General features: G+C 72.9%; 24 protein-coding genes, 1 pseudogene and 1 riboswitch. Of the genes and pseudogenes, 13 read left to right on the top strand and 12 right to left on the bottom strand.

Annotated elements, in window-relative coordinates:
• The first annotated feature begins 152 nt into the window (after positions 1-152).
• Positions 153-1,010, top strand: a complete 858-nt coding sequence (gene lgt / locus ABID77_RS05110; RefSeq protein WP_429591786.1) for a prolipoprotein diacylglyceryl transferase — start codon at positions 153-155, stop codon at positions 1,008-1,010.
• On the opposite strand, the gene ABID77_RS05105 is transcribed toward lgt, so the two are convergent.
• Positions 975-4,133: an EAL domain-containing protein gene (locus ABID77_RS05105; protein ID WP_429591783.1), complete on the bottom strand. Its 3,159-nt coding sequence runs from the start codon at positions 4,131-4,133 to the stop codon at positions 975-977. The two genes, lgt and ABID77_RS05105, sit on opposite strands and share 36 nt — an antisense overlap.
• Before the next feature lie 130 nt (positions 4,134-4,263).
• Between ABID77_RS05105 and ABID77_RS05100 the strand changes: the two genes are divergently transcribed.
• The gene (locus ABID77_RS05100; protein WP_429591780.1) at positions 4,264-4,737 is read left to right on the top strand and encodes a reverse transcriptase-like protein; all 474 of its coding nucleotides are present in this window, start codon (positions 4,264-4,266) and stop codon (positions 4,735-4,737) included.
• A gap of 13 nt (positions 4,738-4,750) precedes the next feature.
• Here the strand turns inward: ABID77_RS05100 and ABID77_RS05095 are convergent, their stop codons facing one another.
• From ABID77_RS05095 to ABID77_RS05065, 7 genes are all read right to left on the bottom strand, one after another.
• Complete coding sequence (locus tag ABID77_RS05095; RefSeq protein ID WP_429591778.1) at positions 4,751-5,464, bottom strand: YebC/PmpR family DNA-binding transcriptional regulator; 714 nt, start codon at positions 5,462-5,464, stop codon at positions 4,751-4,753.
• Positions 5,465-5,501: 37 nt separating this feature from the next.
• On the bottom strand, positions 5,502-6,533 hold the full coding sequence (locus tag ABID77_RS05090; RefSeq protein ID WP_429591775.1) for a pseudouridine synthase: 1,032 nt from the start codon (positions 6,531-6,533) through the stop codon (positions 5,502-5,504).
• A gap of 223 nt (positions 6,534-6,756) precedes the next feature.
• Positions 6,757-7,551, bottom strand: a complete 795-nt coding sequence (locus ABID77_RS05085; RefSeq protein WP_429591773.1) for an amino acid ABC transporter ATP-binding protein — start codon at positions 7,549-7,551, stop codon at positions 6,757-6,759.
• Complete coding sequence (locus ABID77_RS05080) at positions 7,535-8,188, bottom strand: amino acid ABC transporter permease (protein WP_429591770.1); 654 nt, start codon at positions 8,186-8,188, stop codon at positions 7,535-7,537. The genes ABID77_RS05085 and ABID77_RS05080 overlap by 17 nt, the downstream gene beginning before the upstream one ends.
• A gap of 46 nt (positions 8,189-8,234) precedes the next feature.
• A complete protein-coding gene (locus tag ABID77_RS05075; protein WP_429591767.1) occupies positions 8,235-8,897 on the bottom strand; it encodes an amino acid ABC transporter permease in 663 nt (220 codons plus the stop codon).
• Between the two features lie 30 nt (positions 8,898-8,927).
• Positions 8,928-9,725 (bottom strand): transporter substrate-binding domain-containing protein, encoded by a 798-nt coding sequence (locus ABID77_RS05070; protein WP_429591764.1) that lies wholly within the window; start codon positions 9,723-9,725, stop codon positions 8,928-8,930.
• Positions 9,722-10,501 carry a GntR family transcriptional regulator gene (locus ABID77_RS05065; RefSeq protein ID WP_429593300.1) on the bottom strand — a complete coding sequence of 260 codons (780 nt, stop codon included), beginning with the start codon at positions 10,499-10,501 and terminating at the stop codon, positions 9,722-9,724. The genes ABID77_RS05070 and ABID77_RS05065 overlap by 4 nt, the downstream gene beginning before the upstream one ends.
• Positions 10,502-10,639: 138 nt before the next feature.
• Between ABID77_RS05065 and ABID77_RS05060 the strand changes: the two genes are divergently transcribed.
• The 4 genes from ABID77_RS05060 to ABID77_RS05045 all read left to right on the top strand — a co-directional run bounded on the left by ABID77_RS05060 (position 10,640) and on the right by ABID77_RS05045 (position 15,625).
• Positions 10,640-12,022, top strand: a complete 1,383-nt coding sequence (locus ABID77_RS05060; protein ID WP_429591761.1) for a malonyl-CoA decarboxylase — start codon at positions 10,640-10,642, stop codon at positions 12,020-12,022.
• 67 nt (positions 12,023-12,089) lie between these two features.
• Complete coding sequence (locus tag ABID77_RS05055) at positions 12,090-13,115, top strand: Bug family tripartite tricarboxylate transporter substrate binding protein (RefSeq protein ID WP_429591758.1); 1,026 nt, start codon at positions 12,090-12,092, stop codon at positions 13,113-13,115.
• Positions 13,116-13,121: 6 nt separating this feature from the next.
• Entirely contained in the window at positions 13,122-13,892 is a 771-nt protein-coding gene (locus ABID77_RS05050; RefSeq protein WP_429591756.1) for an enoyl-CoA hydratase/isomerase family protein, read from the top strand.
• Positions 13,893-13,990: 98 nt separating this feature from the next.
• Positions 13,991-15,625 (top strand): malonate--CoA ligase, encoded by a 1,635-nt coding sequence (locus tag ABID77_RS05045; protein WP_429591753.1) that lies wholly within the window; start codon positions 13,991-13,993, stop codon positions 15,623-15,625.
• Here ABID77_RS05045 and ABID77_RS05040 read toward each other — a convergent pair.
• The 3 genes and pseudogenes from ABID77_RS05040 to ABID77_RS05030 form a co-directional block, all read right to left on the bottom strand.
• Positions 15,606-16,718, bottom strand: a complete 1,113-nt coding sequence (locus ABID77_RS05040; RefSeq protein ID WP_429591750.1) for a catalase family protein — start codon at positions 16,716-16,718, stop codon at positions 15,606-15,608. The two genes, ABID77_RS05045 and ABID77_RS05040, sit on opposite strands and share 20 nt — an antisense overlap.
• 645 nt (positions 16,719-17,363) lie before the next feature.
• Positions 17,364-17,603: pseudogene (locus tag ABID77_RS05035) on the bottom strand (cell division protein ZapA); the annotation flags it as partial.
• The gene (locus tag ABID77_RS05030; RefSeq protein WP_429591747.1) at positions 17,600-17,872 is read right to left on the bottom strand and encodes a DUF904 domain-containing protein; all 273 of its coding nucleotides are present in this window, start codon (positions 17,870-17,872) and stop codon (positions 17,600-17,602) included. The pseudogene ABID77_RS05035 and the gene ABID77_RS05030, both read right to left, overlap by 4 nt.
• Positions 17,873-17,911: 39 nt before the next feature.
• Positions 17,912-18,153, top strand: a riboswitch (cobalamin riboswitch).
• 73 nt (positions 18,154-18,226) lie between these two features.
• On the opposite strand from ABID77_RS05030, the gene ABID77_RS05025 reads away from it, so the two are divergent.
• From ABID77_RS05025 to ABID77_RS05000, 6 genes are all read left to right on the top strand, one after another.
• Positions 18,227-20,152: a TonB-dependent receptor domain-containing protein gene (locus ABID77_RS05025; protein WP_429591744.1), complete on the top strand. Its 1,926-nt coding sequence runs from the start codon at positions 18,227-18,229 to the stop codon at positions 20,150-20,152.
• A gap of 11 nt (positions 20,153-20,163) precedes the next feature.
• On the top strand, positions 20,164-21,636 hold the full coding sequence (locus ABID77_RS05020; RefSeq protein WP_429593297.1) for a cobyrinate a,c-diamide synthase: 1,473 nt from the start codon (positions 20,164-20,166) through the stop codon (positions 21,634-21,636).
• Positions 21,629-22,183 carry a bifunctional adenosylcobinamide kinase/adenosylcobinamide-phosphate guanylyltransferase gene (locus ABID77_RS05015; RefSeq protein ID WP_429591742.1) on the top strand — a complete coding sequence of 185 codons (555 nt, stop codon included), beginning with the start codon at positions 21,629-21,631 and terminating at the stop codon, positions 22,181-22,183. Before ABID77_RS05020 ends, ABID77_RS05015 begins: the two co-directional genes overlap by 8 nt.
• Positions 22,180-23,157, top strand: coding sequence for an ABC transporter substrate-binding protein (locus tag ABID77_RS05010; protein WP_429591739.1), 978 nt, complete (start codon positions 22,180-22,182; stop codon positions 23,155-23,157). The genes ABID77_RS05015 and ABID77_RS05010 overlap by 4 nt, the downstream gene beginning before the upstream one ends.
• Complete coding sequence (locus ABID77_RS05005) at positions 23,154-24,176, top strand: FecCD family ABC transporter permease (RefSeq protein ID WP_429591736.1); 1,023 nt, start codon at positions 23,154-23,156, stop codon at positions 24,174-24,176. The genes ABID77_RS05010 and ABID77_RS05005 overlap by 4 nt, the downstream gene beginning before the upstream one ends.
• A gap of 74 nt (positions 24,177-24,250) precedes the next feature.
• The gene (locus tag ABID77_RS05000) at positions 24,251-25,018 is read left to right on the top strand and encodes an ABC transporter ATP-binding protein (RefSeq protein ID WP_429593294.1); all 768 of its coding nucleotides are present in this window, start codon (positions 24,251-24,253) and stop codon (positions 25,016-25,018) included.
• Between the two features lie 23 nt (positions 25,019-25,041).
• Here the strand turns inward: ABID77_RS05000 and ABID77_RS04995 are convergent, their stop codons facing one another.
• On the bottom strand, positions 25,042-25,758 hold the full coding sequence (locus ABID77_RS04995) for an SDR family NAD(P)-dependent oxidoreductase (protein WP_429591733.1): 717 nt from the start codon (positions 25,756-25,758) through the stop codon (positions 25,042-25,044).
• A 56-nt stretch (positions 25,759-25,814) separates the two neighbouring features.
• Between ABID77_RS04995 and ABID77_RS04990 the strand changes: the two genes are divergently transcribed.
• On the top strand, positions 25,815-26,366 hold the full coding sequence (locus ABID77_RS04990; RefSeq protein WP_429591730.1) for a cob(I)yrinic acid a,c-diamide adenosyltransferase: 552 nt from the start codon (positions 25,815-25,817) through the stop codon (positions 26,364-26,366).
• Positions 26,367-26,368: the final 2 nt, after the last annotated feature.

Here is a 26,368-nt window from a genome sequence, read left to right as displayed (position 1 = left end):
TTTCTATCTGTTGAGAGAACGGTTCGATTCAATCAAAAAATCTTTAATTCAACAAGCTTCATGTTTGATCTGAGCGCGCGCTGTTTGACGACAGTGGCACTGAGGTCGGCAAACATCGTGTTGGCTCTTTGCGGGCCGGGCACAATCCCCCGATGCTCATGTACCCGCAGATCGACCCGATCGCCCTCCAGATCGGCCCGCTCGCCGTCCACTGGTACGGCCTGACCTACCTCGCCGCCTTCGGGCTGTTCTATTTCCTCGGCACGCGCCGGCTGCGTCACGAGCCGTTCCGCTCCATCACCGGGCCCGGCGCCTGGTCGCGCAAGGACGTGGAGGACATCCTGTTCCTCGGCGTGATGGGGGTGATCGTCGGTGGCCGGCTGGGCTACTGCCTGTTCTACAAGCCCACCCACTACCTGACGCACCCGCTGGAGATCCTCTACATCTGGCAGGGCGGCATGAGCTTCCACGGCGGGCTGCTGGGCGTGATCACCTCGATGATCTGGTTCGCCCGCTCGCGCGCGCGGCCGTACTGGCAGGTGATGGACTTCGTCGCCCCCTGCGTGCCGACCGGCCTGGCGGCGGGCCGCGTGGGCAACTTCATCAACGGCGAACTCTGGGGCCGCTTCGCGCCGCCCGACCTGCCCTGGGGCATGGTGTTTCCGCACAGCGGCTCGATGCTGCCGCGCCACCCGTCGCAGGTCTACCAGTTCCTGCTGGAGGGCCTGCTGCTGTTCGTCGTGCTGTGGCTCTACGCGCGCAAGGACCGGCGCGAGCGCCGCGTCTCGGCCGTGTTCCTGATCGGCTACGGCGCGATGCGCTTCGTCGCCGAGTACTTCCGCGAGCCCGACGACTTCCTCGGCCTGCTGGCGCTCGACATGAGCATGGGCCAGTGGCTGTGCGTGCCGATGATCGCCTTCGGCATCTGGCTGTACGCGAGCGCGCCGCGGCGGCGCACGACGACGGCGGCCGGCTCAGGCGACGGCTCGGCGCTCCCGCTCGGCCGCTAGCCAGGCGGCGAGGGCGTCGCCGTCCATGGGACGCGCGAAGTGGAAGCCCTGGAGTTCGTCGCAGCGCGCCTCGCGCAGGACCTGCGCCGCCTGCGCCGACTCCACGCCCTCGGCCACCACGCGCAGCCCCAGCGTGTGGCCCAGCCCGACGACCGCGCGCACGATGGCCAGGTGCGTCGGATCGTCGAGCATCCGGTGCACGAACGAGCGGTCGATCTTGAGCATGTCGATCGGAAAGCGGTGCAGGTAGGCGAGGCTCGAATAGCCGGTGCCGAAGTCGTCGATCGACAGCCGCACGCCCAGGTCCTTGAGCGCGCGCAGGGGCGCCAGGGTGCGCTCGGACGTGTCCATCAGGGTCGACTCGGTCAGTTCGACCTCCAGCTGCGCCGGGGCGACGCCATGGCGCCGCAGCGCGCCTCGCAGCAGGTCGATCAGATCGGGGTCGCGCAGCTGCAGCGCCGACACGTTGATCGACACCGGCACCTCGCCCAGGCCCTCGCGGCGCCACGCCGCGTGCTGGGCGCAGGCCTGCTCGATGACCCAGGCACCGATGCCCACGATCTGCCCGGACTCTTCCGCCACGGCGACGAACTCGGCCGGCGGCACGGCGCCGAGCTCGCCGTCGTGCCAGCGCAGCAGCGCCTCCACGCCCACCGCCCGGCCGGTGACGGCGTCGACGCGCGGCTGGAACGCCAGGCGCAGGGCCCCGCGCTCGACGGCGTGGCGCAGGTTCGCCTCGATGCGCTGGCGCCGCCGCGCGCGCTCGTTCATCTCCGGCGTGAAGAAGCGCGACATGTCGCGCCCGCCGGCTTTGCTCTGGTACATGGCGACGTCGGCGTGGCGCATCAATTCGTCGATGTCGCCGCCGTCCTCCGGATAGAGCGCGATGCCCACGCTGCACGAGACGTTCAGCTCGACGCCGTCGACGTCGTGCGCGCGGCGCACCGCCGGCACCAGCCGCTCGACCAGCGCCAGCACCTCGTCGCCGTCGGCGACGTCGCGCAGCACGACCACGAACTCGTCGCCGCCCAGGCGGCTGACCGTGTCGTCCGGCCGCACGGATTCCAGCAGCCGGCGCGCCACCGACTTGAGCAGCGCGTCGCCCACGTGATGGCCCAGCGAGTCGTTGATGACCTTGAAGCGGTCCAGGTCCAGGAACAGCACGCCCACGCGCCGCCCGGCGTGCCGCGCCTCGCGGATCGCGCGGCCCAGGCGCTCGATGCACAGGTAGCGGTTGGGCAGCTCGGTGAGCACGTCGTGCAGCGCGAGGTAGCGGATGCGTTCCTCGCTGCGCTTCCGGTCGCTGATGTCGATCGACGTGAAGATGTAGTGCGAGACGCGGTCCGGTCCGTCGCGCACCACGCTGGCCACCACCCAGGCGGGGTAGGTCGTGCCGTTGCGGCGGCGCACGTCGGCCTCGCCCTGCCAGGCGCCGCGCCGGTCGAGCGTGCGCCAGAAGCCGGGGTCGTCGAGCGTGGCGTCGGCCAGCAGGTGGTCCGGCGTGGCGCCGACGAGCTCGCGCGCCTCGTGGCCGGTGTGACGGGTCAGGGCCCGGTTCACGGTCAGGATGGCGTGCCGCGCGTCGATGATCATGATGCCTTCGGATGAGGCCTCGAACACCTTGGCCCACAGCTCCAGGCGCTGCTCCAGCTGCTTGAGATGGTTGATCGGCGTGAAGGCGGTCAGCACCGCGTCGCGGCCCTGGTAGGTGAAGCGGCGCGCCGACAGCACCGCCCACGACGGCTCCCGGCCGCCGTTCCAGCGCACCTCGAACTCGTCAACGGCGTCGCGGTCGGCCAGCTGCTGGAAGAAGCGGGCGCGCACCGCGGGCTCCAGGCCCCCGGCCCACGGGTCGCCCTCGCGCCCGCCGAGCCAGGCCCGCGCGGGCGGGTTGGCGTCGAGCACCTCGTGGCCGGGGACGGCCGTGACCACGATCGGGATCGGGATGGCGGCGACGAAGTCGCGCTGCGCCTCGGCCGCCCGCGCGCTGGCGGCGAGCTCCTGCTGGATGCGGCGCTCGCGGTCGAGCTGCGCGAGCATGTCGTTGAAGCCCACCACCAGCCGGCCGATCTCGTCGCCGCTGTCCCAGTGCGCGCGCAGACCGTGGTCGCCGGTGCGGCGCACGGTGTCGACCACGCCGGAGAGGTGCGCGAGCGGCCGCGCGATCTGCCGCGCGACGTGGTAGACCGCGCTCAGGATCAGCAGCAGCAGGAACAGGGCGGTGCCCAGGTGCAGCCACATCCGCATGAAGAAGCCGCGTTCGCGCGTCGCGAGCAGCACGTCGAGGTCGGCGCTGGCGTCGGCCCAGGCGCGGTCGAGGTCGCCCAGGAGCGACTGGCGCGCCGCCTCGAAGCCGCCCGCGCGAGGGCCGTCGCGATCGTCGAGCGCCGTCCGCGCGGCCCGCACGAAGCCCGCGATGCCCGTGCGCAGGCGTTCGCGCGAGCCCTCCAGGTGTTCCCGCAGGGGGCCGGCGGTGGCGGCGAAGGCTTCGGCGTAGTCGCTCTGGATGGCCGCGGCGACGGCGTCGACGCGGCCTTCGAGGACGAAGTAGCGCATGCGCGATTCGGCCTCGTCGGCGGACGTGCCGGGCGACCGGTCCAGGTGCGCGTCCAGTGCCGAGACCAGCTCCAGCAGCTCCGGGAATCGCAGCAGCACCAGCGACATCGTGTAGTAGCTGTCGAGGTCGGGGTCGAGGATCAGGTTGGACTGGTTGCCCACGCGCGTGACCAGGGCGCGCCCGCGCTCCAGCGCGGCGCGCTCGAGCGCCGTGCGTTCCGGACCGGTCGCGTCCGACCGCGCCACGCGCTCGACGGCCTGGCGGAACGCCGCGCTGGGTCCGGCGCTGCGCAGGTCGACGCCGTGGCGGCGCTCCGTCTCGTCGAGCCGTGCGTCCGAGGCCGGTGCCGCCCCTTGCCAGCCCGCGAGCGCGAGCAGCGAGGGCCGCAGTTCGTCGATGTAGGCGATGCCCGCCATCTCCTTGCGACCGAAATCGATGGCGATAAACTTTTCGTTGATCAGGATGCCGCTGATGAAGATGACGGCACTCAGGTCCAGCAGGTAGATGACGAGCAGCTTGCGGCCGACGCTGAGCCGGCCGAGCCGGCGGGTGAGGAAGTTCGACATGCGCTTGGGGTGGGTCCGCCCTCGTCCAAGCAAGCGTCGTGCCTTCATCGATGACGCATGTAAACCTAAAGTACGCCTAAATGTTTTTATTTGAGGTCTTGAGGCGTTATTTCTCAATCTCGAGGCCGTCTTGAGTTCGGACGTCGCGTCGGTGTGGACGGCTTGGTCCGATGGCAGCGCGTTGCCCAATCCCGGCCGCATGGGCTGGGGCGCGGTGCTCGCCGGCCCGGACGGCGAGCGCCGCACGCTGTCGCTGTCGGGCGGTGCGGCGTCGGGATGCAACAACGAGGCCGAATTGCGCGGCGTGATGGCCGCGCTGGCCGAATTGCGCACGCTCGGCGCGCGGGCGGCGCGGGTGCATTGCGACAACAGCGTCGTGGTGGCCCAGCTCGGGTCCGTCGACGGCGGGGCGGTCCGGCCGATCGTCCGGCTGGCGGCCTTGTTCGACGAGGCGCGCGCGCTGCTGCGCGCGTTCGACGATGTCCGCGTGGTCTGGGTGCCGGCGCATCGCAACGCGGAGGCCGATGCGCTGGCGCGCGCGGCGCTGGGCCTGGTGGCGCCGCGCCGGGTCGCGCCGCCGGGCGGAAAAAGGAAGAGGCGCTGAACCGGCCCCCGACTCAGCCGGCTAAGCCGACGTACACGTTCTGCACGTCGTCGTTGGCGTCGATGGCGGCCAGGAAGGTCTCGACCTCCTCCAGGTCCTCGGCGCTCAGCGAGGCCGGATCGATTGGGTTCTTCGCCCGGTAGCCCAGCTTGGAGGCGACGACGCGGAAGCCGTGCGCCGGCAGGGCGCGGCCGACCAGGTCGAGGTCGGCCGGCGCGGTCAGGAAGCGCGCGACGCCCTCGTCGTCGCCGGGCTCGAAGTCCTGCGCGCCGGCCTCGATGGCGGCGAGCTCGGCATCGGCGCCGGGGGCCGACGGCTCGGCCTCGATCAGGCCCAGGTGGTCGAAGTCCCAGGACACCGAGCCGGAGGTGCCGAGCTGGCCCTTGCGGAACAGCACGCGCATCTCGGGCGCGGTGCGGTTCACGTTGTCGGTCAGGCACTCGACCATCACCGGCACGCGGTGCGGCGCGAAGCCTTCGTAGATCACGTGCTCGAAGTGCACCGCCTCGCCGCCGAGGCCGGCGCCCTTGCGGATGGCGCGGTCGAGCGTGTCCTTGGGCATCGACACCTTGCGCGCCTGCTCGACCACCAGCCGCAGCCGGGCGTTGGAGGCCGGGTCGGCGCCGCCGCGCGCGGCCACCATGATTTCCTTGGCCAGTTTGCCGAACAGCCGGCCCTTGGCGTTGGCGGCCACGTCCTTGTGCTTTGCTTTCCACTGCGCGCCCATGTCGATTGGTCCTTGGTGTCGTTTCGAAGGTGGGTGGTTATAAGCCCTGGACGTCGTCGTCGAGCGAGCGGCGGCTGCGGAACTCGCGCGCCTCGCCCGTCACCGGGTCGGTGAAGGCGAGCGAGCGGGCCAGCAGCCGCAGGGGTCGCGCGAAGTCCTCGCGGTCGGTCTCGGGCCGCAGCACCGGGTAGATCGGGTCGTCCACGATCGGGATGCCGAGCGCGGCGCAGTGCACGCGCAGCTGGTGGCGGCGGCCCGTGACCGGAGACAGGCGCAGCCGCGCGACGGTGGCGCCCGGCCGCGGGACGGAGGGGTCGGCCAGGGAGGGCGTCGCCAAGGCGAGGGCGCCGGCCGATGCGGGAGAGCGCGCGAGGTCGATCGTTTCGATCAGCTCGAAGTGCGTCTCCGAATTCGGCTCGCCGTCGACCTCGCGCGTCTTCATGAAGGCCCGGTCGTCCACCGCCAGACGGCTGCGCCGCACGGCCGGCAGCACCGTGCCGTCCGGCCAATGGACGAGCGCCTCGTAGGTCTTGCGCACGCGGCGTTCGGCGAACAGGCCCTGGTAGGCCCCGCGCGTGGCCGGGTCGACGGCGAACAGCACCAGTCCGGCGGTGCCGCGGTCGATGCGGTGGACGGGCACCAGGTCGTCGAGGCCCAGGCTTCGCTTGAGGCGCACCAGCAAGGTCTCCCGCAGGTACTTGCCGGTCGGGGCCACGGGCAGGAAATGCGGCTTGTCGACGACCAGCAGCCGCTCGTCGCGCCACAGCACCGCGTGCTCGAAGGGCACGCGCGGCTCGTCGGGGAGCGAGCGGTAGTAGTAGACGCGCCGGTGCGGCGCGTAGGGGCGGTCGGCCGTCACGCGGTGGCCGTGCTCGTCGACGACCTCGGCGGCCTCGAAGCGCGCCAGCCAGGTCTCGCGCGCGACGCCGGGGAAGCGGTGGAGGAAGAAGTCGAGGAAGGTCGGCCAGTCGCCCGCCGGCAGGCCGACGCAACTGGGGCCGACGCCGTCGCGGGTGGGCAGGGGGAGGGGCGGGCGCAGCGGCGGTGAAGGGGCGGTCGGAGCGGCCAAGGACGAGATCGGGAAGGAGGGCGGGGCCGTCGAATCTACTCCGCACGCGAGACGGCGCGACGCCCTCTTTTTCCTCTCCCTCCGGAAGAGGGCAGGGTGAGGGCCGCGGCGGTCGCTCAGGCAGGAGGGTGATTCGAGGCCCGGACCCTCACCCCCGCCCTCTCCCGGAAGGAGAGGGAGCGAGACCGGGAGCGCCGCGTCCTGCCGGGGAAAACGACGCGACTCAATCGTGCAGCGACGACAGGAACTGCTTCAGTTCCGCCGTCTGCGGATTGCCGAACAGCTCGGCGGGCGGGCCCATCTCGTGGACGCGGCCCTGGTGCATGAAGATCACGCGGTCGCCGACCTTGCGCGCGAAGCTCATCTCGTGCGTGACCATCAGCAGCGTCATGCCTTCGTCGGCCAGCGACTCGACCACGCGCAGCACCTCGCCGACCAGTTCGGGGTCGAGCGCCGAGGTGATCTCGTCGCACAGCAGCACGGCCGGCTCCATCGCCAATGCGCGCGCGATGGCCACGCGCTGCTGCTGGCCGCCGGAGAGCTGGTCGGGCATGGCGTCGAACTTCTCGGCCAGGCCCACGCGCGTGAGCAGCCGGCGCGCCTGCGAGGCGGCCTCGGCCTGCGCCCGGCGCTTGACCAGGGTCGGCGCCAGCATCACGTTCTTGCCGACCGTCAGGTGCGGGAAGAGGTTGAAGCCCTGGAAGATCATCCCCACGCGCTGGCGCAGCTCGCGCATGGCCATCGCGCTCTCGTGCAGCAGCGGCTTGCCGTCGACCGTGAGCGCGCCTTCCTGGAACGCCTCCAGGCCGTTGATGCAGCGCAGCAGCGTGCTCTTGCCCGAGCCGCTCTTGCCGATGATGGCGATGACCTCGCCGCGCTTGACGGTCAGGTCGATGCCCTTCAGCACCTCGTGAGTGCCGTAGGACTTGCGCAGCGCGGTGATCTGGACGATAGGCGCGCCCGAGGCGGTCTGGCGGGTCGGGTGGACGACCGGGGTGGATTCAGCGACGGTTGACATGGGTTCTTCTCTCCAGATGTTTGGCAAACAGGCTGATCGGGAAACACAGGGCGAAGTACAGCAGCGCGACGCAGCTGAAGACGACGAAGGGCTTGAAGGTGGCGTTGGAGATCATTCCGCCGGCCTTCGTGAGTTCGACGAATCCGATGACCGATGCAAGGGCCGTGCCCTTGACCACCTGGACCAGGAAACCGACGGTCGGGGCGGTGGCGATCTTCACGGCCTGCGGCAGGACGACGTGGCGCATCTGCTCGCCGAAGCTCAGGGCCAGGCTGGCGGACGCTTCCCACTGGCCCTTGGGGATGGAGGCCACGCAGCCGCGCCAGATCTCGGCGAGGAAGGCGCTGGTGTAGAGCGTGAGCGCCACGCTCGCGGCGGTCCAGGCCGAGACGTCGATGCCGAACAGCGCGATGCCGAAGTAGGCCAGGAACAGCTGCATGAGCAGCGGCGTGCCCTGGAACAGCTGCACGTACGCGCCGATGGCGCGCTGCACGCCGCGCCCGCCGCGCAGTCGCGCCATCAGCAGCAGGCCGCCGACCACGCCGCCGCCGACGAAGGCGATGGCCGACAGCGCCACCGTCCAGCGCAATGCGAGCAGCAGGTTGCGCAGGATGTCCCACAGGGAGAACTCGACCATGTGCGGCTTTCTTTCTTCTTTGGATGGCTTCTTGGGAGAGCGGGGATCAGCGGCCGAAGAAGTACTTCGGCCCGGCCCAGTCGAGCAGCCGCCGCAGCATCAGCGACAGCGCCAGGTAGATCAGCGTGGCGACGATGAAGGACTCGAAGGCGCGGAAGTTGCGGCTCTGGATCAGGTTGGCCGCGTAGCTGAGTTCTTCCGTGGAGATCTGGCCGCAGACCGCCGAGCCGAGCATCACGATGACGATCTGGCTGACCATCGAGGGCCACACCTTCTTGAGCGCCGGTGGCAGCACGACGCGGAAGAAGACCTGGACGCGGTCGAGCGCCAGGCTCACGGCGGCCTCGATCTGGCCCCTGGGCGTGGCCTCGATGCCGGCGCGGATGATCTCGGTCGCGTAGGCGCCCAGGTTGAGCGTCATGGCGATGACCGAGGCCATCTCGGCCGACAGCTTGAAGCCCGCCGCCGGCAAGCCGAAGAAGATGAAGAACAGCTGCACGATGAAGGGCGTGTTGCGGATCAGCTCCACGTAGGCGCCGACCACCCAGCGCAGCCACGTCGGGCCGCTGGCGCGCGCCCAGGCGCAGAAGGTGCCCACCGCCATGCCGACGACGGTGGCGATCGCGGTGAGCCCGACGGTCCACGCCACGCCCTTGAGCAGCAGCGGCCACTGGACGAGGACCGCCAGGAAATCGAAGGTGATGCGCATGGCCGGGGCGTTCCGTCGGGTTCGGCGCGATCAGCTCGGCAGGTCGCCGGACGGGCGACCGAGCCACTTCTTCGACAGGGCGTCGAGCTCGCCGGCCTTCTTGGCCTCGGCCAGGATGTCGTTGACCTTCAGGCGCAGCTTGTCCTCGCCCTTGGCCACACCGATGAAGTTGGGGCTGTCCTTGAGCAGCAGCTTGAACTCGGCGCCCACGCCGGGGTTCTTGGCCATCATGTTGCCCGCGACCGAGGCGCTGGTGGCGACCAGCTGCGTCTGGCCGGCGACGAAGGCGGCGATGGTGGCGTTGTTGTCCTCGAAACGCTTGACGTCCACGCCCGCGGGCGCGACCTTGGCCAGTTCCTGGTCCTCCATCGCGCCGCGCGTGACGGCCACGCTCTTGCCGGCGAGGTCGCCCCAGCCCTTGATCGCCATCGTCTTGGGCGCGAACACGGCCTGGAAGAAGGGCGAATAGGCGCTGGTGAAGTCGATGACCTTCTCGCGGTCGGGGTTCTTGCCGAGCGTGGAGACGACCAGGTCGGCCTTGCGCGTCTGCAGGTAGGGCACGCGGTTGGCGCTGGTCACGGGCACCAGTTCGACCTTCACGCCGAGCTTGGCGGCGATCAGCTTCGCCACGTCGACGTCCAGGCCCTGGGGCGCCATGTCGGTGCCGACGAAGCCGTAGGGCGGGTAGTCGGTCGGGATGGCGATCTTGATCGACTTGGCCTTCATGACGTCGTCGAGCGCGGTCTGCGCCTGGACGCCGGCCGAGGCGAGGAGGGTGGCGGCCGCGAGGCCGAGCGCGAAGGCGCGTTTGGTGATGATGAAGGTCATAGCAGGGCTCCCAGGTAGGTGGATGAATCGTCGAAGGCGGGGTCGCCGATGGCGGCGGTGGTCGTCGGTGCGGCGGCGCCGGCCGCGGCGCTGGCGCCGGGCACGGGCGCCAGCGCGTCGCGCAGCTGCGCCAGCGGGTCGTGGCTGGCCTGCGCGCGCAGGGTGGAATGCACGGCGCCGATGTGCTCGGCCATCAGCGCCTCGGCGGCGGCGGCGTCGCCGCGCGCGAGGGCGTCGACGATGCGCACGTGGTCGGCGCACGACTGCGCGGCGTCGTGGGTGGATTGGTAGAGCATGGCGATCAGCGTGGTGCGCGCGGTGAAGTCGCGCAGCGTGTCGGCCAGCAGCGAGTTGCCCAGGCACTCGGCCAGGCAGACGTGGAAGTCGCCCAGCAGGAAGCTGCGCGTGCCGACGTCGGTGTCGGCGACGGCGGCCTGCTCGCGCGCCAAGTGGGCGCGCAGGCGGCCGAGCGCCGGCGCGCCGATGCCGCCGGCCGCGCCGACGCTGCGGATCAGGCCGACCTCGATCACGCGGCGCGCCTCGAAGGCCTCGCGCGCCTCGTCCTGCGAGGGCTCGATGACGAACCAGCCGCGCCGGGCGCTGACGGTGACGATGCCGCGCGCGGCCAGCCGGGTCAGCGCCTCGCGCACGATGGTGCGGCTGCAGCCGAACAGCATCGCGAGCTGCTGCTCGCCCAGCCGCGAGCCGGGCGCGAGCTTGCGCGCCATCACGGCTTCGATGATGCGGGCACTGATTTCGGCGGCGGAGATCGACATGTTGCAGTGCATCAGCAGCTTCCGTGCCAACTGGTATGCAAGATGTGCGCACCAGGACGGCGCAGAAATGCAGTTCTTTCGCGCTACTTTTGGGCGATAGACTTTTCCTGCCCACCCATTCCGACGCCCTCCGCCCGCATGACCGACACCCCACCGCCTTCCACGTCGCCACCGCCCCGCACCCTGACCGAGCGCCTCGGCGTCACGCTGCGCCGCCACGGCGAGGCGATGGCGCCGCGCACGCTGCGCCGGGTCCTGGGCGAGCTGCAGGCGGTGGTCGATCCGAGCCTGAGCGAGGTCGAGGCCGCCCGCCACGCGCGGGCCGTGATGGACGACTACGCGGCGCGCGACGCGGCCGAGCGCCGGGACGTCTGGCTGCTGCTGAGCGAGCGTTTCGGCCCCGACGCCCAGGCCCTGCGCGCCGCCCGCGCGCGCCACGAGGCGGCCGCGGGCACGCCCGACGAGGGCCCGGCCGAGGCGCAGCTGCGCCGGGCGCTGGCCTCGCCGCGCGCGCGGCTGCTCCAGCGCGTCACCATCGATCCCGACGGCATGCGCTTCCTGGTCGACCTGCGCGCCGAGCTGCTGCCGCACGTGCGCGGCGACCATCGCCTGGTGCCGCTCGACGCCGAACTGGAGCACCTGTTCTCGACCTGGTTCGACGTCGCCTTCCTGGAGCTGCGCCGCATCGACTGGGACTCGCCGGCCTCGCTGATCGAGAAGCTCATCGCCTACGAGGCGGTGCACGACATCCAGGGCTGGGCCGACGTCAAGAACCGGCTCGACAGCGACCGGCGCTGCTACGGCTTCTTCCACCCGCGCCTGCCGGGCGTGCCGCTGATCTTCGTCGAGGTGGCGCTGGTCGAGCGCATCAGCGCCGGCATCGAGCCGCTGCTCGACGAGGCCGCCGCCCCGCTGGCCGCGGCGAAGGCGACGACGGCGATCTTCTATTCCATCAGCAACACGCAGGACGGCCTGCGCGGCGTGAGCTTCGGCGACTCGCTCATCAAGCGCGTGGTGGAGACGCTGCAGGCGGAGTTCCCGCGCCTGAAGACCTTCGCGACCCTCTCGCCGATGCCGGGCTTCCGCGCCTGGCTCGGGCGCAACGCGGGCGAGCTGCTCGACCGCCTCGACGCGCGCTCGGCCGCCGCGCTCGGCCACGCGCTCGGCTCGCTGCCGCCGACGCCCGAGCGCCTGCTCGCCGCGGCCGACGCGGGGCCCTCGCTCGACCCGAAGTCGCCGGTGCGGCAGGTGCTGATGCGGTGCGCGGCGGAGTACCTCGGCCGCGCGACGCACGACGGCCGGCCGGTCGATCCGGTGGCGCGCTTCCACCTGGGCAACGGCGCGCGCGTGGAGCGGCTGAACTGGGCCGGCGACCCGTCGCCGAAAGGCATGAGGCAATCCTTCGGAGTCATGGTCAACTATCTCTACGATCCGAGGCGGCTCGACCGGCATCGCGCGCTCCTGGCGCAGGGGCAGGTGGCCGTCTCGGGCGAGGTCGACCGGCTGTTCCTGAACGACTGAGACATCGCGCGACCGGCCGGGACCACGGGACGAAGAAGACGACAACGACGACGACTGGAGACGACCCATGAACCGAGACTTCCACCGGCGCGACCTGCTGCGCCTGGCCACCACCACGGCCGCCACCGCCGCCACGGCGACCACCTTCGGCCTGCTCGGCGCGCCGTCCCCGGCCCGCGCGCAGACGCCGGCGGCCTGGCCGACGCGGCCGGTGACGATGGTCGTGCCGTTCCCGGCCGGCGGCGGCACCGACGCCTTCGCCCGGCCGTTCTCGGCCCAGTTCGCGCGCGCGACCGGCCAGACGCTGGTGATCGACAACCGGGGCGGCGCCGGCGGCACGCTCGGCGCCAGCATCGCCGCCAAGGCCCAGCCCGACGGCTACACGCTCTTCATGGGCGCCGTGCATCACGCCATCGCGCCGGCGGTCTACCCGCGCCTGGACTACGACATCGAGCGCGACTTCGTCCCCCTCATGCTGCTGGCCGACGTGCCGCAGGTGCTGGTGGTCAATCCCCAGCGCGTGAAGGCCGCGAACTACCGCGAGTTCCTGGAGCTGGCGAAGAAGAACCCCGGCCGGCTCAACTACGCCTCGGCCGGCGCCGGCACCTCGCACCACCTGGCCGGCGAACTGTTCAAGCTGCAGACCGGCGTCTTCATCACCCACATCCCCTACCGCGGCGCCGGACCGGCGCTGCAGGACCTCATCGCCGGCAACGTCGACCTCATGTTCGACGGCCTGGGCTCGTCGGCCCAGCACATCAAGGCCGGGCGCATCAAGGCGCTGATGGTCTCGGGCGCCAAGCGCAATCCCGCCTTCCCCGACGTGCCCTGCGCCGCCGAGGTGGGCCTGCCCGACTACACCGTGACCACCTGGTACGGCCTGTGGGCGCCCAAGGGCGCGCCGGCCGAGGTGCAGACGCGCGTCATCGAGAGCGCGAGGAAGGCGCTCGCGGCCGACGACCTGCGCGCCATCTGGGCGGCCAACGGCTCGGAGATCCCGGACGTCACGACGGCGGCGTTCGGCCGCTTCGTGAACGCCGAGGTCCGGCGCTGGGCCGCCGTGGTCAAGGCCTCCGGCACCAAGCTCGACTGATACCCGATGCCCGGCGAGATCCGCATCGAGCACCCGGCCGGACACGGTGGCCGCGTCGCCCTCGTCACGCTCGCGCATCCGGGGCGGCTCAACGCCATGTCGCGCGGCATGTGGGGCGCCCTGCGTGCGGCCTTCGGAAGCCTCGGCGCCGACCCGGCGCTGCGTTGCGTCGTCGTGCGCGGGGAGGGCGGCGCCTTCTGCGCCGGCGGCGACATCTCCGAGTACCCGGCCTTCCGCTTCGAGCCGGAGAGCCTGCGCGACTTCCACGAGAACGACGTCTGGGGCGGCCTGGGCGCGATGCTCGACTGCGAGGTGCCGCTGGTGGCGCAGATCGAGGGCCCGTGCATGGGCGCCGGCCTGGAGATCGCGAGCTGCTGCGACATCCGCCTGGCCGGCGCCTCGGCGAGCTTCGGCGCGCCGATCGCGAAGCTGGGTTTTCCGATGGCGCCGCGCGAGGCCGCGCTGGTGCACGGCGCGGTCGGCGACACCCTCGCGCGCGACATGCTGCTGGCCGCCGGCGTACACGGCGCGCAGCGCCTGTGCGAGGCGGGCTTCCTGCTGCGCGTCGTGGCCGACGACGCCGTGGCCGACGCGGCGCTGGCGCACGCCGCGCGCATCGCCGCGCTGGCGCCGGGCGCGGCGCGGCTGAACAAGCGCATGCTGGCGGGCCTGCGGCGCGACGCCGTGCCCGACGCCGCGACCTACGACCATGCCGGCGCCGCCGAGCACCGGGAAGGCATCGCCGCCTTCATCGCCCGGCGCGCGCCGGTCTTCTGATGCGACGGATCCGACGTCCGCCATCGATTCCGTCCCTTTCCCCTTCCATTTCCTCGAACGTCCCTTTCCCCCTCCGGGCCTTCTCCGCCAGACGAACCATGAACGCTCCATCGACTTCCTCGCCCGCCGTCAACGCCAATCTCTTCGTGACGCTGCGCGCGGGCTTCCCGGCCGACCTCGACGCCATCGCCATCGAGACCGACGGGGGCCCGACCTGCTCGTGGCGCGACCTCGACCGGGCCAGCGCGCGCATCGCCAACGTGCTCGACGCGCTGGCGCTACCACCGGGCTCGCGCATCGCCGTGCAGGTCGAGAAATCGGTCGAGGCCGTGGCGCTGTACCTGGCGACCTTGCGCGCCGGCCATGTCTTCCTGCCGCTGAACACCGCCTACCGCAGCGCCGAGATCGCCTACTTCATCGGCAACGCCGAGCCCGCCGTGATGGTGTGCAGCAGCGCCAACGCCGACTGGGTGGCGCCGATCGCCGTGGCAGCCGGCACGCGCCACGTCTTCACGCTCGACGACGACCGCAGCGGCAGCCTGCTCGACGTCGCCGCGCAGTGCCCGGACCGGCACGCGCCGGCGCACAAGGCCGACGACGACCTCGCCGCCATCCTCTACACCAGCGGCACCACCGGGCGCAGCAAGGGCGCGATGCTCACGCACCGCAACCTGCGCTCCAACGCCGAGGTGCTCAAGGACTACTGGGGCTGGGTCGAGGGCGACGTGCTGATCCACGCGCTGCCGATCTTCCACGTCCACGGCCTGTTCGTCGCCCTGCACGGCGCCCTGCTCAACGGCAGCCGGATGATCTGGTTCGACCGCTTCGACCCGAAGCGGGCGGTGGCGCGCCTGGCCGACGCCACCGTCTTCATGGGCGTGCCGACGCTCTACGTGCGCATGCTGGTCGAGTCCGGCCTGACGCGGGAGGCCTGCGCGCGCATGCGGCTGTTCATCTCCGGCTCGGCGCCGCTGCTCATCGAGACCTTCGAGACCTGGCGCGAGCGCACCGGCCACACCATCCTGGAGCGCTACGGCATGAGCGAGACGGCGATGCTGACCTCCAACCCCTACCGCCCGGTGCAGGGCGAGCGGCGCGGCGGCACGGTGGGCTTTCCCCTGCCGGGCGTGAGCCTGCGGGTGCGCACGGCCGACGACGGCGGCGGCGGCGAGTTCCGCGACTGCGTCACCGACGAGATCGGCGGCATCGAGGTGGCCGGACCCAACGTCTTCGCCGGCTACTGGCGCATGCCGGAGAAGACGCGCGAGGAGTTCACGGCCGACGGCTTCTTCAAGACCGGCGACGTCGGCCGCATCGACGGCCTGGGCTACGTCACCATCGTCGGACGCAGCAAGGACCTCATCATCAGCGGCGGCTACAACGTCTATCCGGCCGAGATCGAGGGCGCCATCAACGAGCTGCCGGGCGTGGCCGAGAGCGCCATCGTCGGCGTGCCGCATCCGGACTTCGGCGAGGTGGGCGTGGCGCTGGTGGTGGGCCGCCAGGGCGAGCGGCCCGACGCGGAGGCGATCCTGGCGGCGCTGAGCAAGCAGCTGGCGAACTTCAAGATCCCCAAGCGCTGCTTCGTGGTCGACGAGCTGCCGCGCAACACCATGGGCAAGGTGCAGAAGGCCGCGTTGCGCGAGCAGCACAAGGGCCTGTTCGCCGGCAGCACGGCGGCCGCCGGCGCGGGCAACGCCCGCTCCGAGCCGATCAGGCCGGCAACGAGGTGAGCGTGTTCGGTTCGTCCACCGACACGCCGTTGGCGTTGCTGCGGAACTGCGCCGCCATGTCGTAGACCGCCTTGCGCACGCGCATGATCGAGCCGATCGGGCGGTGCGCGGCCAGCGCGTGCCAGGGCGAGAACGACATGCCGTCGTCCACCGCCGCCGAGCGCGCCGGGCTCCAGGCGACCTGCGGCTGCGCGCTCAGGCGGGCCACGGTGACGAAGGGGCTGCGGTCCTCCGGCCATTCGACCGAGGCGTCCTCGATCGGCATGGCCTCGATGTCGGTGCACAGCTGCACGCGCAGTTCCCACTCGCCGCCGTTGTGGGCGAAGTGCCGCAGCACGGCCTCGCGGATGACGTCGGGTCCGTCGCCGAGGTCCAGCAGCGTGCCCGTCAGCGCCACCAGTTCGGCCGACACCGGCGCCAGCGACAGCTTGGCCATGTAGGGGCCGTGGAGCAGCGGCACCTGCGTGTAGAAGGTCTCGCCGAGGATGTGGGTCGCCGGATGGCCGCCCATGGTCTTGAACGTGGCGACCTCGCCGCCGGCCTTCTCGACCAGCGTCTCCAGTCCGCGCAGGGCGGCCGACAGCACCTTCTTCAAACCCGGCGCCTTGTCGGTGGTCGCGGCCAGCAGCTTGAGCGGACGCAGGAAGGCCTTGGCCGTGGGCGCGCTGAACACCGGGCCGTTGACCAGCACGAAGTCCTGCGTGACGTCGCCCTCGGAGCCCGAGACGCGGTCGCCCTCGACGCCGACGACCTTCAGCGCGACCCCGCGCGGCGTGGAGACGGCGTCGTCGAGCAGGTCGCCCGGCGTGGTGGAGAAGCGCATGGCCACGGGATAGGTGCCGGGCTTGGCGAACAGGCCCTGCGCCAACCGTTCCGGCAGGCCGTCGAGCACCTTCAATTCGGCCAGCAGCAGGCCGTGGCTCTTGGCGTGCACGCTGCGGTAGGCATGGCCCTCGTCCCTGTGCACGATCTCGCTGATCCGGTGCAGCGCCTCCTTGAGTTCCTGCGTGGTCTTCGATTCGTCGTCCTCGAGCGATTCGTGGGACGGCTGGTAGCGCAGCGGCTCGGCGGCGTGGGGCAGGGGAGCGGACATGGTGTTGTTTTCCTTCGTGGGTGGACGCGGCGCGGACGGCCTTCGGGCGGCGCGGCCCGCGGGGGCGCCGGTCAGTATTCGAAGGAGGGGAAGCGGGAATCGTCAGCGGCGCCGACGAGGCCGTGTCGGACGACGTGGCGTCGACCGGAAGGGAAGAAGGTGTCTGCGAATGTGCACCGGACCCGCATCCTGAACCAGGGTTCAGGTGGGCGAGGGCAGCCACGACTTCGGGTTCATCTGACGCGAGATGATCACGCCCGTCGAGCGATGTACCAAGCCCGGCTCCGGAGAGCATTGGAACAAGGAAATATTAAGCCCGGCGCGCACCGCAGACGGGGACGATTCTATGCGCCGGAGTCCGGCGTACGTGCCGGTTCAAGGCAAATGAGGGTCGCCGGCAAGGGCTTGATCGAGGCGCTTGACGAGGTCGTCGAGACGGTCCCGCGGCGCGGCCGGAGGGGATGGCGGCGGCAGCGCCGCCCGGCGTGCCTCGGCGTCGGCCTGCGCGCGGGCCGCGGCCTCGGCCTGCAGCCGGGCGTCGGCCTCCGCGCGGGCGCGCGCCATGGCGGCGGCCTCGATGTCCGCCTTGAGGCGGGCCGCCGCGGCCGCTTCGAGCTGGGCGTGGGCCTGGGCGGCGAGGTGGGCGGCGGCGGTGGCCTCCGCCGCGCTCGCCTCGGCCGCGGCCGTCTGCTGCCCGAGGTCGTAGGCCAGGTGGAGCGAGGCCAGCACGGCGATGCGGTCGCGCGCGCGCACCTTGCCGGCATCGCGGATGCGGCACATGGTGAGGTCGACGCGCTCGACGGCGTCGCGCAGTCGCGCCTCCCCGCCCTCGGGGCAGCCGAGCAGGTAGCTCTGGCCCATGATCTGGACTTCGATCTGCTTCATCGAACGGCCGCGAAGGCGGCGGGGGAAGGGGGAGCGGGCGGTGCCGGCGTGGTGGCGCCGTCGTGCGACGGGTCGGCCGGCAGGCGCTGCAGCACGGCGTCCAGGCGCACGCGGGCTTCGGCGAAGCGGGCGAGGAGCGCATCGCGCTCGTGCGCCAGGGCGGCCACCTGGTCCTGCAGCTGCGCGTTGGCGCGCAGGACTTCCTCGTGGCGCGCCAGCAGGCGCTCGACGCGCTCGGCGATCTGGTCGATGGGGCTCGGGTCGGACATGGAAACGATTGTATGAGCGCGATTCCGAAAAGGGCCTCCCGTAGAATCCGCCGCGTTGGTGCTCGCGCCGCGGTTCACGCGGCGCAGTTCAACGGGAAGCAGGAGCCACACGCCCCCCGGGCCGCGGCCAGCCTGCGCTGCCCCCGCAACGGTCCAGCAGACGGCGTCCTCACCGGCGCCACCTCCGCCAAGTCGCCACTGGGCGCCCTGAAACAGGTGCCTGGGAAGGCGGTGGAGGATGCGCTGCAAGCCCGGATACCGGCCAACGAGGTGACGGCGCCCTGTGCGCCGTCGTGACACCCAGACGTCCGGCGGGGAAGCCGGACAGGGTCTTGATTCCGAGCCTTCCGTTCCATGACGAATCCCGTTTTCCCCGCCGGCGCGCGCCGGTCCGCACCCGCACGTCCCCTGCCCCTGGCGCTGGCGCTCGCCGCCGCCTGGCCCGTCCTCGCGACGGCCCAGGCCCTGCCCGCCGACGCCACGCTGCGCGAGACCGTGGTCACCGCCACGCGCGTCGAGCAGCCGCTGGCCGACCTGGTGGGCGACGTCTCCATCGTCGACCGCGCCGCCATCGAGCGCAGCGGCGCGACCGGCGTGGCCGACGTGCTCGCGCGCCTGCCGGGCATCGAGATCGCGCGCAACGGCGGCATCGCCGGCACGAGCAGCGTCTTCGTCCGCGGTGCCGAGTCGCGCTTCACGGCGGTCTACCTCGACGGCGTGCGCATCGACTCGCAGTCCACCGGCGGCGCCGCGTGGGAGGCGATCCCGCTGGCGCAGATCGACCGCATCGAGGTGCTGCGCGGTCCGGCGGCGGCGGTCTACGGCTCCGACGCCATCGGCGGCGTGGTGCAGCTCTTCACCCGGCGCGGCGAGGGCGCGGCCCGGCCCTACGTGGGCGTGGGCATCGGCAGCCACGACCTGCGCCGTATCGAGGCCGGCGTGAGCGGCTCGGCCGGCGTCGACGGCGCGGTCGACTATTCGCTCGGCGCCGCCCGCGAGCGCAGCCGGGGCTTCGACGTGCAGCCGCTCGCGCTGCGCGTGCCGTCCGCCGACGGCTTCACCAGCCCGGACCGCGACGGCTATCGCATCGACTCGGCCAACGCGCGGCTGGGCCTTCGCATCAGCCCGACGCAGCGCATCGAGGCCACGCTGCTGGCCAGCGAGAACCGCGCCAGGTACGACGATCCGGCCTTCGCCGCGCGCGCGCCGGCCGCGTTCGACGACGACGTCAGCACCACCCGGCTGCGCACCGTCGGCGCGGCCTGGATCGCCCGCTGGAGCGACAGCTACAGCACGCGCGTGCAGGTCACCGACAGCCGCAGCACCTACGAGACGCAGCCCTCGTTCTACCGCACCGAGACGCGGCTGCGCGGCTACCTGTTCCAGAACGAGCTGCGCCTCGGCGCGCACCGGGTGACGGCCGCGCTGGAGCGGCGCGAGGACGCGCTCGACAACGCCGCGACGGCCTTCGGCGCGCGCCTCGCGGGCGACCGCGCGCAGAACGCACTGGCGCTGGGCTACGGCTTCGTGCAGGGGCCGCACTCGGTGCAGCTGCATGCGCGCCACGACGACGACAGCGAGTTCGGCGGCAAGTCCACCGGCAGCGCCGCCTACGGCTTCGCGATCACGCCGCAGTGGCGGGCCACCGCCTCGGTGGGCAGCTCGTTCCGCGCGCCGACGCTCTATCAGCGCTTCAGCCAGTACGGCGTCGCCGGCCTGCAGCCGGAAGAAGGAAAGAACGTCGAGGTCGGCCTGCGCTACACGCAGGGCGCGACCACCGCCGGCGTCGTCGCCTACCGCAACCGGATCACCAACCTGATCGCCTTCGGCGCGCCGGGACCGTGCCTGGACGACTTCGGCTGCTACGGCAACACGGCGCGCGCGCGGTACGAGGGCGTGACGCTGTCGGCCGGCCACCGCATCGGCGACGTGACGCTGCGCGCCTCGGCCGACTTCCAGGACCCGCGCGACCTCGACACCGACCGCCAGCTCGCGCGCCGCTCGCGCCGCCACGCGACGGTGGGCGCCGACTGGCGCCTGGCCGGTTGGACCCTGGGCGCCGAGGTGCAGGCCTCGGCCCTGCGCTACGACGACGCCGCCAACACGCGCTCCTTGGGCGGCTACGCGCTGCTGAACCTGTCGGCGACGACGCAGCTCACGCGCGAACTCGGCCTGGTCGCGCGCATCGACAACGTCGGCGACAAGGACTACCAGCTGGCCCGCACCTACGCGACGGGTGGCCGCCGCGGCTACGTCGGTGTGAAGTGGACGCCGCAGTAGGCGTGACGACGGTGCCGGCGCCGGGGGCGGACGGCGTGATCCGTCGCGCCGCCGTGCTGGTGGCCGCGCCGGCCTCGGGCCAGGGCAAGACGACCGTCGCGGCGGCGCTGGCGCGGCTGCACGCGCGCGCCGGGCGGCGCGTGCGGGTCTTCAAGTGCGGGCCGGACTTCCTCGATCCGCAGTGGCTGGCGCTGGCCTCCGGCGCGCCGGTGCATTCGCTGGACCTGTGGATCAACGGCGAGGCCGACTGCCGCGCGCGCCTGCACGCGGCCGCCATGTCGGCCGACCTGCTGATCGTCGAGGGCGTGATGGGGCTGTTCGACGGCCGTCCGTGCGCGGCCGACCTGGCCGAACGCTTCGGCCTGCCGGTGCTGGCGGTGATCGACGCGCGGGCGATGGCCGGCACCTTCGGCGCGCTGGCCTTCGGCCTGCGGAACTTCCGCCCCGGCCTGCCGTGGCTGGGCGTGCTGGCCAATCGCGTCGCGGGCGAGCGCCACGCCGACATGCTGCGCGAGGCGCTGCGGGAACCGGCGCAGTGGCTGGGCGGACTGCCGCGCGGCCCGGCGTTCACGCTGCCGGAACGCCACCTGGGCCTGGTGACGACCTGCGACACCGCCGACGCGCTCGCGCGCCTGGACGCCGCCGCCGATGCGCTGGCCGCGACGCCGCTGGGGGCGCTGCCGGTCGAGGCGCTGCCTCGGGTGCGCTTCGACGCGCCGCGTCCTGCCGAACCGGCGACGGCGACGACAACCGCGGCCGCGACCGCCCGCCCGCTGGCCGGCCGCACCGTCGCGGTGGCGCGCGACGCGGCCTTCGCCTTCATCTATCCGGCCAACGTCGACGTGCTGGAAATGCTCGGCGCGCGGGTCGTCTTCTTCGCGCCGCTGGCGGGCGACACGCTGCCGGCCTGCGACGCCGTCTGGTTGCCGGGCGGCTATCCGGAGCTGCACGCCGCCGCGCTCTCGGCCTGCGCGCCGCTGCGCAAGGCGCTGGCCGCGCACGCCGCCGCCGGCAAACCGGTGTGGGCCGAATGCGGCGGGATGATGGCGCTGTTCGACACCCTGGTCGCAGCCGACGGCACCGCGCACGCGATGTGGGGCCTGCTGCCGGGTGCCTCGACGATGGGGAAGCGCCTCGCCGGGCTCGGCCCGCAGGTGCTGCGCCTGGCCGACGGCGGCACGTTGCGCGGCCATACCTTCCACTATTCGACCAGCGACACGCCATGCCCGGCGGCGGCGCGCACGTCGCCGCCGCCGGGCCAGCCCGGGGCGACGGCGCGGTCCGGCGAGGCCGTCCTCGTGCACGGGGGCGTGCGGGCGAGCTACTTCCACGCCTGGTTCGCTTCCGACCCGCGCGCGACGGCGCGGCTCTTCGACGCCGCGCCGATCGCCTTCGCGGAAGATGCCGCCACCGCCACCGCTGCCGCCACCGCCACCGCCGACGTGATCGACGCGGCATTCCACGGACCCTCGCGCGATGCCTGAACGCGAACTCATCCTCGGCGGCCAGAAGAGCGGCAAGTCGCGCCGTGCCGAACTGCGGGCGAAGGCCTGGCTGGACGGCGATCCGGCGCGCCGGGCGGTGCTGATCGCCACCGCGCAGCCCTGGGACGACGAGATGCGCGCGCGCATCGCGCGCCACCGCCGCGAGCGCGCCGCGCGCGTGCCGGGCCTGCGCACGGTGGAGGAACCGCTGCGGCTGGCCGAGGCCGTCGCCGCCCACGGCGCGCCCGAGACGCTGGTGCTGGTCGACTGCCTGACGCTGTGGCTGACCGCGCACCTGATGCCGATGACGCCCACGGACCGCGATGCCGGCATCGCGATCCGCGACCTGCTCGCCGCCATCGGCGCCGCGCGCGGCCCGCTGGTGCTGGTGGGCAACGAGATCGGCCTGGGCGTGATCCCGCTGGGGCGCGAGGTGCGCGCCTTCGTCGACGCGCTCGGCCGCCTCAACCAGGACGTGGCCGCCGTCTGCGACCGCGTCACGCTGATGGCGGCCGGACTGCCGCTGACCCTGAAGGACCCCGCATGACACGCACCGCGATCCGGCGCCCGATCGCCCTCGCCATGGCGGTGGCGGCCGCGCTGGCCGGGCCGGCCACGGGCGCCCGCGCCGCCGAGGTGCGCGACGAGCGCGGCGCGACCGTGTCACTGCCGAGTCCGCCACGGCGCATCGTCAGCCTGCTGCCGTCGCTGACCGAATCGGTCTGCGCGCTGGGCGCCTGCGACCGGCTGGTGGGGGTCGACCGCTACTCGAACTCGCCGGCGTCGGTGCGCGCGCTGCCGCAGTTGGGCGGCGGGCTGGACCCGAACGTCGAGGCCATCGTCGCGCTGCGGCCGGACGTGGTGCTGCTGTCGCAGGCCTCGCGCGTGACGCAGCGGCTGGAGGCGCTGGGCGTGAAGGTGATCGCGCTGGAGCCGCGCACCAGCGCCGACGTGCGCCGCGTGCTCGACACCCTGGGCACCGTGCTGGGCGTGGACGACGCGCAGCGCGTCTGGCGCGCGATCGACGCCGGCGTGGCGGCGGCGGCGCAGTCGCTGCCGGCCGCCGCGCGCGGGACACGGGTGTACTTCGAGGTCAACAACGCGCCCTACGCGGCCGGCGAGACCTCGTTCATCGGCGAGACGCTGATCCGCCTGGGCGCGCGCAACGTCGTGCCGGCGGCGCTGGGGCCGTTCCCCAAGCTCAATCCCGAGTACGTGGTGCGCGCCGATCCCGAGCTGATCATGGTCGGCGCGCGCAGCGCCGCCGGGCTGGAGCAGCGCCCGGGCTGGGGCGGCATCCGCGCCGTGCGCGCGCAGCGCATCTGCCGCTTCACGGCCGAGGAGTCCGACGTGCTGGTGCGCCCGGGTCCGCGCATGGCCGAGGCGGCGCGGCTGATGGCGCGCTGCCTGGCGGAGAAGGCGCCCGGCGCCGGCGTCTCCGCGACGGCCGGTGGTGCCGGCACGTCCGCCGCCGCGGCGTCTCCTGCCGCCGGTGCCGCGCCGGCGAAGGCCACGCCATGAGCGATCCGCGGCGGCGGCGCGTGCTCGTCGTCGGCGGCGTGCTGATGGGCCTGGGGCTCGCGTCGCTCGTCGTCGGCCTGGGCATCGGCAGCACCGGCTTCACGAGCGTCTTCTCGCTGCGGGACGATCCGGTCGCGCTGCAGATCGTCCGCGACATCCGCCTGCCGCGCACGCTGGGCGCCTGGCTCGCGGGCGCGCTGCTGGGCCTCTCCGGCGCGGTGGCGCAGGGACTGTTCCGCAACCCGCTGGCCGATCCGTACCTGCTGGGCAGCGCCTCGGGCGCCCTGCTGGGCGTGGCGTTCGCGCTGCTGCTGTTCGGCGGCGACGCGGCCGGCGCGTCGGTGGGGGCGCAGTGGGCATTGCGCCTCGGGCTGACCGGCGCGGCCTTCGTCGGCGCGACGGCGGCGGTGCTGCTGACGCTGGCGCTGGCGCGCGGGGTGCAGCAGACCCTGCGCCTGCTGCTGGCCGGCGTGATCGTCGGCGTGGTGCTGGGGGCGACGAAGGACCTGGTCACCCTGCAGCAGGCCGACATCCTGGTCGCGCTGACGGGCTTCATGCTCGGCAACACCGGGCTGGTCGGCTGGAGCGCCTGCGCGACGATGGCCGGCTGCGCGCTGGTCTGCGTCGTGGCCGGCCGGGTGCTGGCGCCGGTGCTCGACGGCCTGGCGCTGGGCGAGGCGACGGCCGCCAGCCTGGGCCTGCCGCTGCCCGCGATGCGCGCGGCGCTGGTCGCGGTGCTGGCCCTGGCCACCGGGGCGGCCGTGGCGCAGACCGGGCTGATCGCCTTCGTCGGGCTGGCCGCGCCGCACCTGGTGCGCTCGGTGGTCAAGACCACGCACGCCGGGTTGATCGTGCTGTCGGCGGCGATGGGCGGATTGCTGCTGATGGCGGCCGACCTGCTGGCGCGCTGGCTGATCGCGCCGCAGGAGCTGCCCGTGGGCGTGCTGACGGCGCTGCTCGGCGGCGGCTACCTGCTGTGGCTGATGCGCGGCGGCACGCTGCGCGGGGGCGCGCGGTGACGGCGCGGCGCGACGGACCGGTGGGGGCGGCCGGCATCGATGCCGGCGCCGGCGCCCGGGTCGGCGGCGGCGCCGTGGCGATCGAGGCGCGCGGCGTCGGCGTCGCGCTGGGCGGCGTCGAGGTGCTGCACGACGTCGACCTGGCCTTGGCGGCGGGCCGCTGGAGCGCCGTCGTCGGGCCCAACGGCGCGGGCAAGTCGACCCTGCTGCGGGTGCTGGCGGGGCTGCAGGCCGGCCATCGCGGCGAGGTGCGGCTCGGCGGCGCGCCGCTGGCCGCGCTGCCGGGCCGCGAGCGGGCGCGGCGCCTGTCGTGGCTGGGGCAGGGCGGGGCGGGCGACGCCGGCGCCGACGACCTGCGCGTGCACGACGTCGCCATGCTCGGCCGCCTGCCGCACCAGCGCTGGCTGGCCGCGCCGAACGATGCCGACCGCGCGGCCGTCGAGCGCGCCCTGCGCGAGACCCAGGCCTGGGACTGGCGCGACCGGCCCTTGGGCGAACTCTCCGGCGGCGAGCGCCAGCGCGTGCTGCTCGCGCGCGCGCTGGCGGTCGAGGCCGAGGTCGTGCTGATGGACGAGCCGCTGACCAACCTTGACCCGCCGCACCAGGCCGACTGGATGCGCACCGCGCGCGCCCTGGCCGGCCGGGGCCGCACGGTGGTCAGCGTGCTGCACGAGCTGTCGGTGGCGCTGGCGGCCGACGACCTGGTGGTCATGGCCGCCGGCCGCGTCGTGCACCACGGCGGCTGCGACGACCCGGCCACGCACGCCGCGCTGGAGGCGGTGTTCGACCGGCGCGTCGCCGTGCACCGCGTGGCCGGCCAGTGGATCGCGCTGCCGCGATGACGACGACCGCCGTCCCGGCTCGGTCAGCTCAGTCCGGTCACCGGCAGCGCCGCGCCGTGGATGGCGCGCGCCGCCTTCGAGGCCAGGAACACGATCGCCTCGGCCAGGTCGGCCGGCGCGACCCAGCGCGCCGGATCGGCATCGGGCATGGCGGCGCGGTTCTCGGGCGTGTCGATGACGGTGGGCAGCACGCAGTTGACGTTGACGCCGCGCTCGCGCAGCTCGGCCGCCATCGATTCGGTCAGGCGGATCACGGCGCTCTTGGCCGCGACGTAGGCGCCCATCTGCGCCACGCCCTTCTGCGCCGCGAAGGCGCCGACGTTGACGATGCGCCCGCCGCCGGCCGCCAGCATGCCGGGCACCACGGCGTGTGCCATGTGCAGCACCGTGCGCGCGTTGAGGTCCAGCAGGAAGTCCCAGGTCCGCGCCGAGGTCTCGTGCACCGCCTCGCCCATGCGGAAGCCGCCGGCGAGGTTGCACAGCACGTCGATGCGCCCGAAGCGTTCGACGGCGCGCGCGGCCGCCGCGTCGGCCTCGGCCGGTTGCAGCAGGTCGGCGGCGACGTACAGGCGATCGTCGCCGGCGTCGCCGAAGGTCCGCTGCAGTGCGGCCTCGTTCAGGTCCAGCAGCGCCAGCCGGGCGCCGCGCGCCGCGAAGGCTCGCGCGACGGCGGCGCCGAGGTTGCCGGCCGCGCCGGTGATCAGCACCGTGGTGCCGTCGAAATCCTGGGTCGTGTCCATGTCCCGTGTCCTCGAAGAAGCGATTCGGAGTCCGAAGCCTAACCCCCCCCATGCCCATGCAGATCGAAACACCTCCCGCCGTCAAGCCCTACGAGAAACCCGAGGGCGAGCGCCGCGGCCTCGTCATCGTCCACACCGGCGAGGGCAAGGGCAAGAGCACGGCCGCCTTCGGCCTCGCCCTGCGCGCCCACGGCCGCCACCACATCCACGGCAGGACCGTGAAGATCTGGCGCTTCACGCCGGCGCCGGCCGCGCGCCTGGGCGAGCAGCGGTTGTTCGAGCGGATCGGCATCGCGATCGAGGACGTGGGCGACGGCGGCATCGGCCTCGCGCGCGACGGCTGGGCACGCGCCCGGGCGTCGATCCTGTCGGGCGCGCATTTCCTGGTGGTGCTCGACGGGATCGCCGATTCGCTGGCCGAGGACCGGCTGCCGCTGGACGACGTGCTGGCCACCCTGCGCGCGCGGCCGTCGGACGCGCACGTGGTGCTGACCGGCCGGCGCTGCCCGCCGGCGTTGATCGAACTGGCCGACACGGTCACCAAGATGACCGTGCTCAAGCAGGCCGCCGGCGCCGGCGCTCCCGCCCGGCCCGGCAGCGGGGAATGACG

This window comes from Variovorax sp. PvP013 (assembly GCF_050435945.1).
Lineage (GTDB): Bacteria > Pseudomonadota > Gammaproteobacteria > Burkholderiales > Burkholderiaceae_C > Variovorax.
The sequence above is the reverse complement of the archived record's forward strand: the minus strand, read 5'-3'. Positions and strand labels throughout refer to the sequence as shown.

What these genes read in the sequence shown, in the direction of transcription:
- ABID77_RS05105 (WP_429591783.1), bottom strand. Translation starts at nt 4,133, where the DNA reads ATGTCGAACTTCCTCACCCGCCGGCTCGGCCGGCTCAGCGTCGGCCGC.
- ABID77_RS05005 (WP_429591736.1), top strand. Translation starts at nt 23,154, where the DNA reads ATGAGCGATCCGCGGCGGCGGCGCGTGCTCGTCGTCGGCGGCGTGCTG.
- ABID77_RS05080 (WP_429591770.1), bottom strand. Translation starts at nt 8,188, where the DNA reads ATGGTCGAGTTCTCCCTGTGGGACATCCTGCGCAACCTGCTGCTCGCA.
- ABID77_RS05025 (WP_429591744.1), top strand. Translation starts at nt 18,227, where the DNA reads ATGACGAATCCCGTTTTCCCCGCCGGCGCGCGCCGGTCCGCACCCGCA.
- ABID77_RS05050 (WP_429591756.1), top strand. Translation starts at nt 13,122, where the DNA reads ATGCCCGGCGAGATCCGCATCGAGCACCCGGCCGGACACGGTGGCCGC.
- ABID77_RS05030 (WP_429591747.1), bottom strand. Translation starts at nt 17,872, where the DNA reads ATGTCCGACCCGAGCCCCATCGACCAGATCGCCGAGCGCGTCGAGCGC.
- ABID77_RS05095 (WP_429591778.1), bottom strand. Translation starts at nt 5,464, where the DNA reads ATGGGCGCGCAGTGGAAAGCAAAGCACAAGGACGTGGCCGCCAACGCC.
- ABID77_RS05070 (WP_429591764.1), bottom strand. Translation starts at nt 9,725, where the DNA reads ATGACCTTCATCATCACCAAACGCGCCTTCGCGCTCGGCCTCGCGGCC.
- ABID77_RS05010 (WP_429591739.1), top strand. Translation starts at nt 22,180, where the DNA reads ATGACACGCACCGCGATCCGGCGCCCGATCGCCCTCGCCATGGCGGTG.
- ABID77_RS05075 (WP_429591767.1), bottom strand. Translation starts at nt 8,897, where the DNA reads ATGCGCATCACCTTCGATTTCCTGGCGGTCCTCGTCCAGTGGCCGCTG.
- ABID77_RS05045 (WP_429591753.1), top strand. Translation starts at nt 13,991, where the DNA reads ATGAACGCTCCATCGACTTCCTCGCCCGCCGTCAACGCCAATCTCTTC.
- ABID77_RS04995 (WP_429591733.1), bottom strand. Translation starts at nt 25,758, where the DNA reads ATGGACACGACCCAGGATTTCGACGGCACCACGGTGCTGATCACCGGC.
- ABID77_RS05085 (WP_429591773.1), bottom strand. Translation starts at nt 7,551, where the DNA reads ATGTCAACCGTCGCTGAATCCACCCCGGTCGTCCACCCGACCCGCCAG.
- ABID77_RS05065 (WP_429593300.1), bottom strand. Translation starts at nt 10,501, where the DNA reads ATGTCGATCTCCGCCGCCGAAATCAGTGCCCGCATCATCGAAGCCGTG.
- ABID77_RS05055 (WP_429591758.1), top strand. Translation starts at nt 12,090, where the DNA reads ATGAACCGAGACTTCCACCGGCGCGACCTGCTGCGCCTGGCCACCACC.
- ABID77_RS05040 (WP_429591750.1), bottom strand. Translation starts at nt 16,718, where the DNA reads ATGTCCGCTCCCCTGCCCCACGCCGCCGAGCCGCTGCGCTACCAGCCG.
- ABID77_RS04990 (WP_429591730.1), top strand. Translation starts at nt 25,815, where the DNA reads ATGCAGATCGAAACACCTCCCGCCGTCAAGCCCTACGAGAAACCCGAG.
- ABID77_RS05060 (WP_429591761.1), top strand. Translation starts at nt 10,640, where the DNA reads ATGACCGACACCCCACCGCCTTCCACGTCGCCACCGCCCCGCACCCTG.
- ABID77_RS05015 (WP_429591742.1), top strand. Translation starts at nt 21,629, where the DNA reads ATGCCTGAACGCGAACTCATCCTCGGCGGCCAGAAGAGCGGCAAGTCG.
- lgt (WP_429591786.1), top strand. Translation starts at nt 153, where the DNA reads ATGCTCATGTACCCGCAGATCGACCCGATCGCCCTCCAGATCGGCCCG.